The 14,389-nt window shown below is 65.6% G+C and carries 7 protein-coding genes and 2 pseudogenes; 4 read left to right on the plus strand and 5 right to left on the minus strand.

Annotated features, from left to right (window positions below; genetic code table 11):
- Positions 1 to 133 precede the first annotated feature (133 nt).
- The 5 genes and pseudogenes from NS4_RS00470 to NS4_RS00485 all read right to left on the minus strand — a co-directional run bounded on the left by NS4_RS00470 (position 134) and on the right by NS4_RS00485 (position 8,754).
- Positions 134 to 4,762, minus strand: a complete 4,629-nt coding sequence (locus NS4_RS00470) for an Eco57I restriction-modification methylase domain-containing protein (protein WP_063057459.1) — start codon at positions 4,760 to 4,762, stop codon at positions 134 to 136.
- Between the two features lie 2 nt (positions 4,763 to 4,764).
- A complete protein-coding gene (locus NS4_RS00475) occupies positions 4,765 to 7,650 on the minus strand; it encodes a helicase-related protein (protein WP_063057460.1) in 2,886 nt (961 codons plus the stop codon).
- A 70-nt stretch (positions 7,651 to 7,720) separates the two neighbouring features.
- Positions 7,721 to 8,038, minus strand: a complete 318-nt coding sequence (locus NS4_RS33055; protein WP_030524940.1) for a hypothetical protein — start codon at positions 8,036 to 8,038, stop codon at positions 7,721 to 7,723.
- A 49-nt stretch (positions 8,039 to 8,087) separates the two neighbouring features.
- Positions 8,088 to 8,369 (minus strand): annotated as a pseudogene (locus NS4_RS33755) (nuclease-related domain-containing protein); the annotation flags it as partial.
- 13 nt (positions 8,370 to 8,382) lie between these two features.
- The gene (locus NS4_RS00485) at positions 8,383 to 8,754 is read right to left on the minus strand and encodes a DUF732 domain-containing protein (protein ID WP_063057461.1); all 372 of its coding nucleotides are present in this window, start codon (positions 8,752 to 8,754) and stop codon (positions 8,383 to 8,385) included.
- A 158-nt stretch (positions 8,755 to 8,912) separates the two neighbouring features.
- Here NS4_RS00485 and NS4_RS00490 point away from each other — a divergent pair, with 158 nt between their 5' ends.
- The 4 genes and pseudogenes from NS4_RS00490 to NS4_RS33760 all read left to right on the plus strand — a co-directional run.
- Positions 8,913 to 10,880, plus strand: a complete 1,968-nt coding sequence (locus tag NS4_RS00490) for an N-6 DNA methylase (RefSeq protein WP_063057462.1) — start codon at positions 8,913 to 8,915, stop codon at positions 10,878 to 10,880.
- 81 nt (positions 10,881 to 10,961) lie between these two features.
- A complete protein-coding gene (locus NS4_RS00495) occupies positions 10,962 to 12,059 on the plus strand; it encodes a hypothetical protein (RefSeq protein ID WP_063057463.1) in 1,098 nt (365 codons plus the stop codon).
- Between the two features lie 25 nt (positions 12,060 to 12,084).
- Positions 12,085 to 13,500 carry a serine/threonine-protein kinase gene (locus tag NS4_RS00500; RefSeq protein ID WP_245664920.1) on the plus strand — a complete coding sequence of 472 codons (1,416 nt, stop codon included), beginning with the start codon at positions 12,085 to 12,087 and terminating at the stop codon, positions 13,498 to 13,500.
- Between the two features lie 294 nt (positions 13,501 to 13,794).
- Positions 13,795 to 14,073 (plus strand): annotated as a pseudogene (locus NS4_RS33760) (hypothetical protein); the annotation flags it as partial.
- Positions 14,074 to 14,389 lie beyond the last annotated feature (316 nt).

Genomic DNA, 14,389 nt, shown 5'->3' on the forward strand with positions numbered 1-14,389 from the left:
TCAGTTCGCTGATAATGCGTCGGGCCTGTAAGCTTTAGTCGGCGTCGAAAGACGCTACTCTATATACTTAAATTCCGTACGATATTTCGACTGTAAACGATTGAATTCGGAACTATCACGCTAGCAGTTCGCATCAGATAGATCCGCTAGAACAATTTCTTGTGTCATCGAAGGGGTGTAGAAAGCTAGCTAGCTGTGAGAAATGGGAGTGGGCTAGTTGCATGTCGTATTCGCGGTCGACGCCTCGGATGGGTTCCTCGTAGGTGATGCCGTCGACGGTTAGGTCGGAGGTGAGGAGGCCGCCCTTCTTGCGGTATTCGGAGGCGAGTTTGGTGGGGAGTTGGCGGCCGTTGGCGTCGTAGAGGGCTTCGCGTTCGTACCTCTGGAGGACTGGGAACTGGGTTCGGTAGATCGTCAGGAGTTCGTCGGCGGTGATGCCGAGGATGACGGCGACGATTGCGTCGATTTCGATGAGAGCTTGGCGTCGGGAAGCGGCTGTGCGGAGTGGTGTTTGCGCTGTCCAAAGGGGTTGAACCTCGCCCAACTGAAGTCCCTGAGCATCAGGCGTATTCTGGTCCGGGGCCCAGGAGTCATGCTGCCAGTCTCGATCGTAGAGTTCAGCCCACAACGGAACATATTCGCGCACGAGGCAATTTAGTCTGAGTGCTCGAAGTATGAGATTCGGCTCCAGTTGGTGACCTCGTATGTGTGGAATCTTGCCGAGGGTCGAAACCTTGATATGCCCAACGCCCATCACTTTGATCAAGAAATCTGCTATGAGTCCGCTTGTGGTCCCTGCCATTACAGCCAAATCTGCCAGATCGTCGACAGTGAGCGAAAGGATTCCACCGACATGTGCGGGGCCAGGCGGCAGTATCGCCGTGTGTAGGGTTCGGACAGTCGCCGAATCGCACATTTCTCGCCAGGCCAACCGGTAGAAGCCGGTACTCGGTTCGTCATTCCAGCTGGGGTATGCCGCGAGGTACTCGGTGGATGGCCGTGCCACTTGGTAGCTCGTGCGAGGAATGAAGTCCTCGGGGAGGGTTTCCAGGACGATCGGCGAATAGTCCGCATTGCTGCGCATGCTGGGGTTTCCCTGCTGGTAGAGCGGCGTAGCGACAGTGAGGTGCGGGCCCTGCAGGATCACATCGGACCAGCGGTCGGGGACTGCGGAGCGGGATTCGAAATAGCCGAGCTTGCGGTCTGCCGATTCGTGCCAGCCGGCTGTCCATTGGAAGTCGAGGTCGGACAACCGGGGTGCGGCGGCGATTTTCTCCAGGACTTTGGCACTTGCGTGGTTCACCGGATAGAGCATCCGGGCTTCGTCGGCTGGGGTTGCAGGTGCGTCCACTAGGTCTGACCAGCGGCGCAGAACGGCTTCATCCACTTCGAGGATTCGTTCCTTGTGGGGCCGAAGATCCCAACCGTCGTTTTGGCGGATTCCAGGAGGGTTTCCGCTTCCATCGTGGACGAGTGATCGTTCAACCACGTCTGGCTGGAAGATCGAACCAGCGTGTAGGAACTCAATCCTGCCGCTCAGGTGTCCGTATACGTGAACGCCGAACACCACCTTGTGGCTGATTTCGGGGAAAACGTAGGCGTTGTTCTTGAAGCCCCAATGCCGCCGGATGCGGTGATAGCACTCTCGACGGAGACCCTTCGCACGCACTTCGGTGAAGTGGCTCTCCGGATGGATCAGCGAGATGATGCCGTCCGGGGACATGGAGCGCCAAGTGCGTTCCATGAAACACCGATACATGTCCGGCTGGAGCCCGCCAAGTATGGGCCGGTCGATTTCCGAACCGAGATGTTCGTTTTGCCCCGACTGGTTCGTGCGCTCGTCCAGGAATATCGCACGCTGAGCAGGTGCAGCGAGTACTTCGGCTAGTTTCTCCCGCTTCACGGTCTCTGGCGGCTTGTTTGACAACTGCCACCACGGATCGAAGTCTGCAAGAACGGCTGCCTCGTCCCAGTCCGGCCGGACCCACGGCGGATTACCCACCTGTAGATCGAACCCGCCCCGTGCAAACACAGCTGCGAAGTCCAGCTCCCAGTGATGAAACCCTTGAGCCTGAGCGATACCCGCAGCCACGCCCAGCCACGGAAACTCCTGGACTGCCGCGTCGGTCGGTTTCGCTTGTGCGAAGGCCCGGTCGGTGTCCTCCGCAGAATCCAATTCGTACCAGCTCAAGTCTCCTGCGATGCTGGTCTGCCCGTACTTCTCGAATTTTCCAGCTCTCGGTGCGATGCCGAGCACCGCTTCGAGCCCGCCGACCCACTGATCCCAGTCCGGTGCGGTGACATCAGTGGTTACAGGCCAGGACCAGAGCGCGCACCAGGCGTCCATCACCCGGCGCAGTCGACGGTAGGCTCCGTTCTCGTCGTACAGGATCGCTTCGATCTGTTCCCGTCTTACTCCGGGGCCGGGTTCGACGGGTACTCCCCCCCACAGGTGCAGGTCGCGGCGGATGGATTCCTCGGCGATGGTGAGCCGCCGAAGTGTCAGCTCCCACAGTGTCTCAACACGCTGTGACAGGGCCATCAGCCGACGAGCGATCTCCTTCGAAGGCGTTTTGCGGATATCGTTGCGCCATAGCCGGAGTTCTTCGCGTCTTTCCGGTGCGTAGGTTTTGGCTTCGACGGTGTCCACCACGGCGCCCCAGCCGTCGGCGGGGAGTAGGAAGTGGTGGATGCCGGCGCCGATCTCCTGGCCTAGCGGAATATCCGTGGGCACTGTCTTCAGCCATGCTTTTTTCGCGAGATGGGTCGGCTGGTATACAGCCCGCCGGCCGCCGATGAGGGAGTTGCCGCGTCGCAGGTGGAGGCCGAACCAGGGGGCTTGGAGGCCGGCGACCATGGTGTCGAGCCAGAGGGAGATTTCGGCGAGTTCGACGGCGGTGGCGTTGAGGTCGACCCCGTACACCTGGTGCAGGGCGATATGCGCCTTCACCTTTTGCAGCTCCACCGGGTACCGGTCGGGTTCGATTCGTTTGTCGAGGTCGTGCTGCTTGCGGGTCAAATATTCGGCGGCGAGCTGTCGGACGGCTTCGATGGCGAACGCCCCTGACCCGAGGGCGGGCTCACAGATGGTGAGTTGGAGGATTTCTTCGGGAGTGGTGCGGGTGCCGTTCTGGTCGAGCAGTTCTTCGAGTGCTTGCGAGACGACGAACTTGGTCAGCACCTCGGGGGTGTAGTACGACGCCGACTGCTGGCGTTCGCGGCCGGCGAGGCGGAAGACGAAGGTGCCTTTGCGGTGGACGACCGGTTTCAGTTCGTGGGTGTCGGGGTCTTCGGCGCGGACGAAGTCGGATTCGGAGAGGTGGTCCGCGCGGTCCACCGGCACCACCCAGGAACCCTTTTCCGGGTCGCCGTTCTTGGCGACCTCGTACAGGTCTTCCTCGGCGAAGAACCCGGTGTAGGACATCAGGCCCTCGTAGACCGCGCCGAGCTGGTTGATGCCGAGTTCGGCGTAGCTGATGAACCCCCGGTCGGCGCCCTTGCGGGACTTGCTCTCCTTGGTGAGCAGGAGGTGAGCGAGGACCTGCTGGGTCGCCTCGTTGCCGAGCCCGACCTCGTCGATGAGTTCGGTGGCTTTCGGCGAGAACAGGTCCGCGCGGAGGGGGTTGAACTGGAGACCGGGTGCGGGGTCGTCGGCGATGTTCTCGCGGACCGCAGGCGTGTGCCCCTGGTCGACCAGGTCGAAGAGTTTCTTCAGCGACTCGTACAGGTGCGTCCCGGTGCGGGCGCGGTGGGAGACCAACTCGGTGAGGGTGAGTTCGCGGAGCCGGTCGAGACCGTAACCCTCCTCGTATTCCGCGGCGCCGGTGGGCAGGACCTGCATTTCCGGCGACGCTTCCGCATACAGCAGGAACAGGATCCGATACAGGAACCGCAGCGAGTGTTTGGCGAGTTCGTTTGCGTCGATACCGTCCATCGTCAGCCCGCGTTCGCGGCGCCGTCGGACCACCTCGTTGGCGATGATTTCGATGGAGAGCCGGATACCTTCACGCAGGTCCTTGGACACCCCGACCGTGTGTTTGACGGAGTCTTCCAGCACCCCGGCCCACCAGATATTCCCGTCGGCGTCGGGTTTCAGTGATTGCGCGCCGAAGATCGCGGCCGTGCGGTCGACCTCCCCGCCGCGGGCTTCGTGTTTGCGTTCGGCGACCACGAGGAGGTCGACGGCGAGGTAACGCCCCTCGGCCCAGCGTTCGGCTTCGGCGAGGAGGTGCCATTGGCCGGCTTGGACGACGATGAAGGCGGGTGGGGTGTCGGAGCGGAAGGCGGCGGAGACGGCTTTCGAGAGGGATTCGATGGGTTTGCCGTCTTCGGTGGCGGGGGTGATGAGGTGGCCGGTGTCGGGGTCGAGGAGGTCTTCGAGGGTGGCGGCCGGGGTGGCTTGGAGGAACAGGATGTCGGGGGTGCCGGCGAGTTGGGCGGCGGGGATGAGGAGGTCGGAGCCGGCGCGTTCGGTGGTGAAGTCGGTGAGTTCGCCGGGGTAGCCGAAGACGGTGCGCAGGTGGGCGTGGGCTTTGGGAGCGGCGTCGGGGTTTTCGGTGAGGGCGGCGAGGGCGGTTTGCAGGTCGCGGGCGGCGGTGAGGAAGCGGCTGCGGACGGTGTCGCGGCCCTCCTTGGCTTCGGCGTCCCAGCCTTTGCGCAAGTCCATGACCTTGCCGTGGAACGACTCCTTCACCGAATCGGTGGTGAAGTAGTGTTCGCTGATCCAGTCCTCGCCGACGACGATGGAATCGAAGGAAGCCACGGTTACTGCTCCTGTTCGGGGACGATCACCAGCAGGGGGCGCACCAGCTGCTGGGTGGGGGCGAGGGATTCGGCGAGGCGCTGCTCTTCGGCGATCCGGCGGGACAGTTTGTCGACCTTGCTCTTCTGGCTGCCGAACAGGTCGAGTTGTTCGGCGGCGGAATACCAGCGGTCGGCGCGGCGGCGCCAGGCGGCGAGGCGTTCGGTGGCGGTGGCTTCCTGCTGGTCGAGGACGAGTTTCATCGACTCGCCGGCCTTGTCTACGGCGATCGGGATCAGTTCGCGTAACCGCTGGGGGTCTCCGAGGGCGCCGGGGTTGGCGGTGCCGGGGCGCAGGCCGGTGTCGGTGAGTAGGAAGTCGAGGTCGGAGTGGGTGTTGACCAGAGCGAAGGATGGGCTGGTCGGGTTCGGGAAGACGACGGTGGAGAAGACGCGGGAGACGAGCTGGCCGCGGCGGTTCATGAGGGTGCCCATGAGCAGGACGGTGGGGGCGTCGAGGGTGCCGCGGATGGCGAAGATCTGGTTGCGGCCCAAGGCGCTGAGGGCGCGGTCGCTCGCCCAGTCGAGCACGGGGTGCAGGGGGCCGAGGAAGTGGGCTTCGGGCCAGGTGGTGTTGTCGATGCCCTTGCCCTGTTTGGCGGCGCGGAGCTGGGCGTCGCCGACCTGGGGGGAGGTGGCGAGTTTGAGGCGTTCGAGGACGCGGCCGTGCTGGAGATAGTTCTGCGGGAGCTGGATGAGGCGCTGGCGCAGGTCTTTCGGGGGGACGAGTTCGGCGATGCCGTGGTCGCGGTGGACGGTCCAGCCGACGCCGCCGGCTGCGGGGTCGGCGTGGGGGACGTCGTTGAAGCCGGCGCGCAGGGCTTCGTCGAGGAAGGAGATGTCGTCGGGATACAGGCTCTGGCGGGGCTGTTCGGGTAGTTCGGGTGCCTCGTCGGCTTCGAGGTCCATCTGGGCGAAGAAAGCGTCGATATCGTCGCCGTCGAGTACTTCGTCGATGCTGCGGACCTGATCGTCGAGGGTGGTTTTGCGGGCCAGAACGTCGCGGATCGCTGACTCTTCCTCGCCGACGCTGTGTTTGCCCATCAGGGAGGCGACGTCGCCGAGGGTGGTGTGGGCCTGGTTCTCCTTCTCCAGTAGGCGGGACAGGACGCGGAGGTCGCCGGAGAATTCGGGGTCCGACGGTTCCAGGATCAGTGAGGAGATCACGGGTGGGCGGCGCTGGCCGTAGCGGTCGATACGGCCGTTGCGCTGCTCGATGCGGATCAGGGACCAGGGGATGTCGTAGTGGATGAGGTGGTGGCATTGGGCGTGCAGGTTCACGCCCTCGGAGGCGACATCGCCGGTGACGAGGACGCGGATGGGGGAGGTCTCGAGTTTGAAGCTGTCGACGATCTGCTGCTGTTCGATATCGGAGAGACCGCCGTGCAGCATGGCGATGTTCTCCGGTTTCAGACCCAGGGCGTCGGGGAGGGATTCGGTGAGCCACTTCAGGGTGGCGATGCGCTCGGCGAAGACCACCGCGCGCATATCCGACTTCGGGCCGACGCCGATCTCCCGCAGGCGCTGGATGAGCGCGGCCTGTTTACCGGCCGATTCGGTGAACGCCTTGTCGTTGAGGTCGGCGAGGGTGTCGAGGGCGGTGAGTTCGGTGCGCTGCTCGGGGGTGTGTGGGCCGCTTTTTTCCTGCAGTTTGCGGCGGCGCTGGTCGATGGATTCGCGTAGGGCGGCGGGGGAGGAGAGGAAGGCTTTGGCCAGGGTCCAGGGGAACAGGGATTTGGCTTCGCCGGAGTACGGGGAGATGCCGGTGCTCGGGTGCAGCCAGACCTGGGCCAGTTCGCGGGCGACCGCGTCCTCGGCGGGCGAAGGCTGGACGAGACTGTGCACGGGTTCGGCGCGTTCGGCCCAATCGCTGCCGACCTCCGCGGCGACCTCGTCGTGATGGCGGTGGCGGCGGATCAGCAAGGCGGAGACGTCGTCCTTGCTGAACGAGCCGTCGGCGGCTACGGCGGTCGGGTCCAGGAGGCGCAGGAGTTCGGCGAAGGAATCCTCGCGGCCGTTGTGCGGGGTTGCCGAGGCGAGGATCAGAGCCTCGGTGTTCGGGGCCAGGACGCGGGCGAGTTCGTTGTTCTGGGTGCCGACGTTGGTGAGGTTGTGGGATTCGTCGATGACGACCGCGTCCCAGTGCTGGCGTTCCAGATGGGCTTTGTAGCGGGGGCTTTTGAGGGTGTCGATGGAGATGATCGCGCGCTTGTAGTAGGTGAAAGGGTTGCGGGTGGCGGGGAGCTTCTGGCGCACCTTCTGGATGCCGGCGGAATCGAGTCGCACGAACGGCAGGGCGAAACGGCACCACAGCTCGTGCTGCATCTGCTCGAGGACATGGCGGGGCGTGACGATGAGGATGCGCTCGCCGCGACCACGCTGCACGAGCTCGGACAGGATCATGCCGATTTCGAGAGTCTTACCCAGACCTACCGCGTCGGCGAGCAGGATCCGCGGACGGATGAGGCGGGGGTCGAGGGCCTTGGCGACCGCGGCGCGCTGGTAGCCGAGGGAATCGGCGAGCATGCGGGTGGAGACGGTGAGCGTTTGGTCGCCGTAGGGGAAAGGGGTTTTGCGGAGCAGCGCTTCGAGCCAGAGTCGGGAGTCGCGGTAGCCGGAGGAACCGTCGGGGACGACCTCGGCATCGGCCGGGTTCAGGACTTCGATCTTGTCGAGGGCGGCGTAGAAGGTCGCGGTGGTATCCGCGACCAGTTCCGACAGGCCGCGCACTCGCAGCAGCCAGCCATCGGAGCCTTGCTCGGCGGAGGTCACCAGCCATTCCTCGTCGCGGACCACGACGATCGAGCCGGGGGCAACGCTGAGATCGTCACGCGGGTGCACGAGGGTCATCGAAGGTGCTCCTGGTTTGTGGACGGCCGAACGAATCAACTTAGTACCGCTTGCGGGACCTTATTTGTTTCTACGTGATTCCCTCGAATCCGGGGACCGGTTCGCCGCCAGGCCATTCGGTCGGTAGCTGCTGTCCGGGCGGCGCGATTCCCACTGAGGCCAGTGCGCGCTCGATACCGTCGACGCGGTGCCGGGTCATGCGGTGACACGCGATGTGCGTCGGGCGGGACAGCCGCTTCACCAGCGAACCGACCGACAGCGTGTGCCGGAGATCGCTGCCCGGCAGTTCGACCTCGAGCCGATCGTTGCTCAGGCACAGGATCGGCCGCACCGCCACGTGCTTGCCGACCGCGGCCAAAAGCCGGGTGAGTGCCGTGCTTTTGTGCAAGGCCGGCTGCAGCGGGGCGGCCGTGTGCGATCTGTTCGTTCGATTCGTTGGTCTGCACCCAACCAGACTCGGTCGCTGTGAGACGGCCGCGCCAGGATTTCAATTCCACCAGGTGCAGTCCGCCCGGGGCCGTGATGAGCAGGTCGACCTCGAACAGCCGGCCCGTCGCCGTCGCGAAGGAGAATTTGGTCCATGCCCGCCACGGGTCGGTGTCCGGGATGGCGGCACGGATGCGTTCCAGCGCGTCGCGCTCGTGCCGGTAGGCGGATTTGTTCACGGCCGTCCACCGTCGTGTGCAGACAGAAGTCCGAATGGCGGGCTTGTTTCCCATGACTTCCGGTCGCTCAGGAGTCGTGGTGCGGGCAATAGGCGGTGATGGCCGCGTGCACGAAGATGTACGGGTAGTCGACGGTGTCCTCGTGACTTTCCGCCAGGGCGATCCGGTTGCGCGCGGACCCGCCGTTCACATCGAGCCAGTGGCAATCGGCCAGTGCGAGCTGAATGGCGGCGTCCTGTACTTCACAGGTCTCTTCGTCGAAGTAGGACTCCTGCAGGAAGAGATGGTCGGCGCCCGAGCGCGGTCCGCAGCCGGGGGCGGATGAGCCGCCGGCGGAACCGGTGGCGGGGGCGGCCGACGCGGTGGGGGCGGCGACGGACAGGGCCGCCGCGGTGCCGAGGGCGAGGACGGCAGAGCGGGCACGGGTGGCGTTGAGCATGTATTTCTCCGAATGGTGTGGAGGGAGCCGCCGCCGAAGCGGAGCGTTGAGTGAAGCAACCATACGAATAGCGTGAAAACAATGTCAACACGTTTTCGATTGTTGATTTTTGCTCACGGATTGGGCAAGGTGAGTGCAGGGGAACGGAGAGGAGTGGTATGCCCGAACCCGCGTCCACGGTCAGTGCCGCAGAGCTCTCCAGGCTCGCCGGTGTTACGCGCGCTACGGTCAGCAACTGGCGGCGCCGACACAACGACTTTCCGAAGGCTGTGGGCGGGAGCGAGGCTCGGCCGCTGTTCGACCTCGGTGCGGTGCGGGCCTGGCTGGCCGACCACGACATCGCACCGCCCGAGTCGCCGATGGCGGAGCTGCGCACGCTGCTTCGAGCCGAGGCCACACCCGCGAGTGTCACGCAACTGATGCGCGGGCTACACCGGAGCGAGAACGGTTGGGCGGCAGACGAATCGGTACCCGCCGAGCTCTCGCAGCGCGCGGTGGGCCTGTTGGAGAAAGTGCACAAGACGGACGGGGCGCGGGCGGCGGTCGATGCGCTCGCCGAACGGGCGATGGAAGACCAGCCCACGACAGGTGTCTACCCGACGCCCGGCCGGGTGGCAGCTCTCATGTCGCACCTGGTCTGTGGTCCGCGTGTGCGCAGTGTTCTCGATCCTGCCTGCGGTAGCGGGACGCTGCTGTCGGCGGCGGCAGCGCTCGGTGCTGACGAACTCTACGGTCAGGACATCGCTCCGGTGCAGGCGGAGCGGGCCCGATTGACGGTGGAAGCGGAAACCGGAACGGCGCCCGATATCCGTACCGGAGACAGTCTGCCAGCCGACGCTTTTCCCGATCTCCTCGTCGATGGTGTGCTCCTGAATCCGCCCTACGGTGACCGGGATTGGGGTGCCTCGGCCCTCGCGTTCGACACGCGCTGGGAGTTCGGGCTGCCACCCCGCCTGGAGTCGGAGCTGGCGTGGGTGCAACACGCCGTGGCCCACCTGCGTCCGGGCGGAACCGCTGCCGTGCTGCTGCCGCCGGCGGTGGCCGGGCGTCCGTCGGGACGCAAGATCCGGGCCAATCTGGTGCGGGCGGGTGTGCTCCGGGCAGTTGTCGGGCTGGCACCGGGCGCGGCGCCGCCCCGGCATGTCGGGTTACAGGTCTGGGTCCTGCGCCGGCCCGAGCCCGGTGCCCGCACACCCGACACCGTGCTGTTCGTCGATACGACGCGGGGGGCTCCGAGGGCCGGCGAGGATCGCATCGCGTGGGACTCCGTGACCGAGACGGTGCTCGGTGCGTGGGAGGCATTCGAGAACGGGCAGGATCCCGCGACGGTCTCGAATGCCGCTGCGGCCGTGAGCTCGATCGATATTCTCGACGACACCGTCGATCTGGCACCCGGGCTGTACGTGCATGAAACGATCGACACCGAAGGCGTGGCGGGCCGGGTCGACGCCGCGGTCCGGCGACTCGGTGAAGCAGGGGAAGAGTTCGGCGCGGCGCGGGCCGCGCTGGCGGGCTGGACAGAGTCCGACGGGCGGTCGTGGCGCCGGGTCACGGTCGCCGAGCTGGCGAAACACGGACAGTTGCAATGGATTCGTGCGCAACCGCCTGTCGAAGAAGGGGCCGCAGGCGGTGACCGGCGTAGGGTGCTGACCGCCGGTGATGTGGTTACCGGGAAGGCGGCGTCGGGTGCGATGAGTTCAGCGAGACCAGCCGAAGAAGTCGGTATCGAGGTGGGGGATGTGCTGGTGCCGGCGATGCGGGGCGATCACGGTAGCGGGCGGGCCGTTCGCGTCGCCGGGCCCGAGGACGCCGGCGCGATCCGGGGCCCCCACCTGCACACGCTGCGGGTCGATCAGGAATGCCTCGACCCTTGGTTCCTCGCCGGATTCCTGTCCGGTTCCGACGGTATCTCCGCCGCCCGGACATCGACCGTGCGTTTCGACCCGAGTCGGCTCCGCATACCCGTGGTCTCCGCGACCGAACAGCAGCACTACGGACTGCTGTTCCGGCGGTTCTTCCAGTTACGTCTCGCGGCGTCACGCGCGGCCGCGGCCGCAGAAGAACTCACCGACCAGGTATTCGCGGGTCTCACCACCGGGGCGCTGGTACCAGTGGAGGACGATTGATCGGGGACTGGTCGCAGCAGGCACACCCGGGACGGCTGTTGGTTGTCGACGCGATGCGGCCGACGGACAGGAAGGTTCGACGTGTGGTATGAGTCCGCGGCGCAGGCATTCGATGCGACCGTCTACGACCCCGGATACTTCGGCGACGACGGTGACCGGCGGTGGGAGTCCACCGAGGGCGCGGCTGCCTGGGCCCGCCAATGTCTCACTCAGGCATCGGATTCCGGGACGGTGTGCGTACTCATGCCGGCCGCCGCGGCGTCGAGCAGCAGGGCGCGCCCGCTGCGGAGGACACTGCTGCGCACCGGGGTTCTCCGGGCCGTCGTCACCGGGCTCGCCGTGGACCGCGACCTCTGGCTCCTACACGAGGCGGACGGTGAACGGCCGCAGTCCGTGCTGTTGATGCACACGGCAGGCGACCTGTCCGCCGCGGCCGCGGTGTGGCAGGCGTTCCGTTTCGACCCCGCACATCCCGAGGCCGAGCGGTTCACGGTCCGCATCATCGACCGGCTCGACGACTACGTCGACCTGACTCCGGAGCGGCCGGCGGCCGCCGCAGACAGGTACTCGGCGCTTCGGACCACGTACCTGGAGAGGCCGGCGGAAACGCCGCCGATGCTGGAGCCGAACCCGGCAATTTACGGTGTGGTGACGGTGGGTGAGCTCGCCGAGGCCGGCATGGTCGAAATCCATCGGTCGCCACCGACTGTCGTGAGCGCCGACGGTGTGGCGTCGATGCTGACGGCAAAGGACATCCGGTTGGGACGATCGGCATCGCGGTGTGGAGACGCCGCTGTGGCGGGCGCGGTGATCATCCGCGCCGGAGATGTAGCTCTGGCTCCACAGGAGCCGGCGGTGCGCGTGTGCACGGAGTCCGACATGCTCCTCGGCCCTGGAATTGATCTCTTGCGTACCGATCCCGCCATACTGGATCCCGGTTTCCTCGCCGGCGTTCTGCGTGCCGCGATCGACGACGAGCACAGTGGCGATATCGACCTGCACACCGTCGGGATACCGCGGCTACCGCCGGCCGAACAACGCCGCTGCGCGGCGGAATTCGCGCAACTCCGTAGGCTGGAAGAAAGCTGGCAGGAACGCCGCGCCGATATCGAGCACTTGGTACACCTCGGGTATCGGGGGCTGGCCACCGGCCGTCTGCGGCCGGGAGCCGGCGAGTAGTTTCGACGTATCACGGAGGTGGGCGGTGCAGCTCGTCGGAGGCCGATACGAACTCATCCGCCAGGTCGGCGCCGGGGGAATGGGGCAGGTGTACGAGGGATTCGACCGAAACCTGAAACGCCGGATCGCGGTGAAGGTGACGCAGCCGAACCTCGACAGCGACCCCGACTGGACCAAACGCTTCCTGCGCGAAGCGGAACTGATGGCGACGGTGAGCCATCCGGGTACGCCGGCGATCTACGATGCCGGCACTACCGAGGAGCCGACACCGCGCCCGTTCCTCGTCATGGAGTTCGTCGACGGTGTCACCTTCGACGATCTGCTCGCCCGCAGAGGTCCGCTACCGGTCGGCGCCGTGGCGGCGCTCGGCGCGCAGGTCGCCGCGGTACTCACGGCAACACACCGGCACCGCATCTACCATCGCGACCTCAAACCGTCCAACCTCATGCTCTGCGACAACGGCACCGTGAAAGTACTCGATTTCGGTCTCGCCATCGCACTCGATTCCGGGCTCAGCCGCTACACGACCACCGGACAGACCCTCGGCACACCCGCATACATGGCACCCGAACAGGTCGAATCTCGGGAGGTGAGCCCGCAGACCGACCTGTACGCACTAGGACTCATTGTGCACGAAATGCTCACCGGCGACCGTGTATTCGCCGGCGACAGTGCTTACACGGTGTGGAAGCAGCAAGTATCCGCCGCTGCACCGAACATTCGGGACGAGCGGCCCGAAATGCCGGCCGATATGGCGGGACTGATCATGTGCATGCTGGAGAAGAAGGCCGAAAGCCGACCGGCCGGAGCGAATATCGTCCACACGGTACTGATGCGTCATGTGGCCGAGCTGGGCGAATTGATCGACGACGTGGACAGTCCGGCCCGCATGTACGCCGTCGCGGTGAGTGCGTCCGCTCCCGGGCCGGACCTTTCCGCTGTGCTCACACCACACGAGACGATCCAGGTCGCACAGCGGTCCTCGGCTTCCGATGTCCCCACCGATGATCTGAGCCGCGGCGATCTGCAACGAGCGGTCGAACGTGCTCGCCGGCTGGCCGACGAGTCGCGTTACCACCCGGCCATACGCCACCTCAAGACCGTTGTCGACGCGGCGGTACCCGTACTGGGCGCACGGGATGCGGACGTGGTGGACGCTCGGGTCGAACTGGCGGGCCTGCGTTTCGAATCCGAGAGCTACGCCGAGGCCGCCGACCTGTATGGGGTCCTCATCGATGACTTGACCTCCGAGCGTGGCCCCTACGACGACCAGGTCATGGTCTGCCAGCGCAGGCTCGCCGAATGCGTTCTCCACCTCGGTAGGAAAGCGGAGGCACTGGACCGTCTGGAGCGGTTGCGCGGACACATGGAGGCACGGTACGGCGATTCTGATCGACGGGTGGTCGAGCTGGCGGAAACCATTGTGGCAATCCGGTCGTGATCCTTGCTGCGGCCCCTATCGAACGCCCCTTGCTCACGCCCCGGCCGGTCAATGGAGAGCGCTCTCGGTGTGCATGCGAGCGGGCGGGTGGCCACATCGGCGAATCACAACGCCGTTGATCGGTGGATCCCGACGGGCCAACCTCGAACCGTACGGCTTCTCGGACACACTCGAACAGCTGTGGCTGGAGCCACACGGTGAGGACATCTTCAAGGTTTCACGCATTCCCTTCCGCGTCTACAGCCTCGCGCTCGGTGATCGAGTGAGGCCGGACTCGGCCGGTCGGCAGGTGACCGCACTCTCGAGAAGTCCGAGCACCGCGTCTTTCGTATCCTCCTGCTGCCGGCGCTGTCGGATAGCGACGCCAACCGGCTGCACGACGCCATCGATGATGCCGTAACGCAGAGTTACCTGAAATCAGAATGGAGCGAGGATCGCCACATCGCGATCGACCTGCCTCCCCACCGCGACATCCATCTAGTGTGGGCGCTGATAAAGCACGCTGTCGCCGACGGAAGTATCGCGTGGGAGTGGGGCGACGTCGAGCAGTTTCAACCCGGCGGGGTGAAGTAGCCCGTCCACACGAAGTGGTTCGCCGCCGCTGTCGGCACAGCCCTGCGGACCGGATGACCGCAGGGCGGGGCCCGCTACCTCATCGCATGAGCGTTGCGCCAGCGGGAAGGGCACCACAGGTCCACATTCCATCGACACCCGATCGCTGCAGGGTTTCGGTCGAGCGCGCCCAATCGGCGACACCTACCCAGACGTCCACGCCCCCATGCTCCTCGCGAAGGAGCGGGACAACAACCGTATCGGACACCGACCCGCAATGGGTCGGCATCGACGGCGCCGGCGTGCGGGCGCAGTCTCGGGTGGCCGCGCGGCCTCC

It is taken from the genome of Nocardia sienata NBRC 100364 (assembly GCF_001613205.1).
Taxonomy (GTDB): Bacteria; Actinomycetota; Actinomycetes; order Mycobacteriales; family Mycobacteriaceae; genus Nocardia; species Nocardia sienata.

What these genes read in the sequence shown, in the direction of transcription:
- NS4_RS00490 (WP_063057462.1), top strand. Translation starts at nt 8,913, where the DNA reads ATGCCCGAACCCGCGTCCACGGTCAGTGCCGCAGAGCTCTCCAGGCTC.
- NS4_RS00485 (WP_063057461.1), bottom strand. Translation starts at nt 8,754, where the DNA reads ATGCTCAACGCCACCCGTGCCCGCTCTGCCGTCCTCGCCCTCGGCACC.
- NS4_RS00475 (WP_063057460.1), bottom strand. Translation starts at nt 7,650, where the DNA reads ATGACCCTCGTGCACCCGCGTGACGATCTCAGCGTTGCCCCCGGCTCG.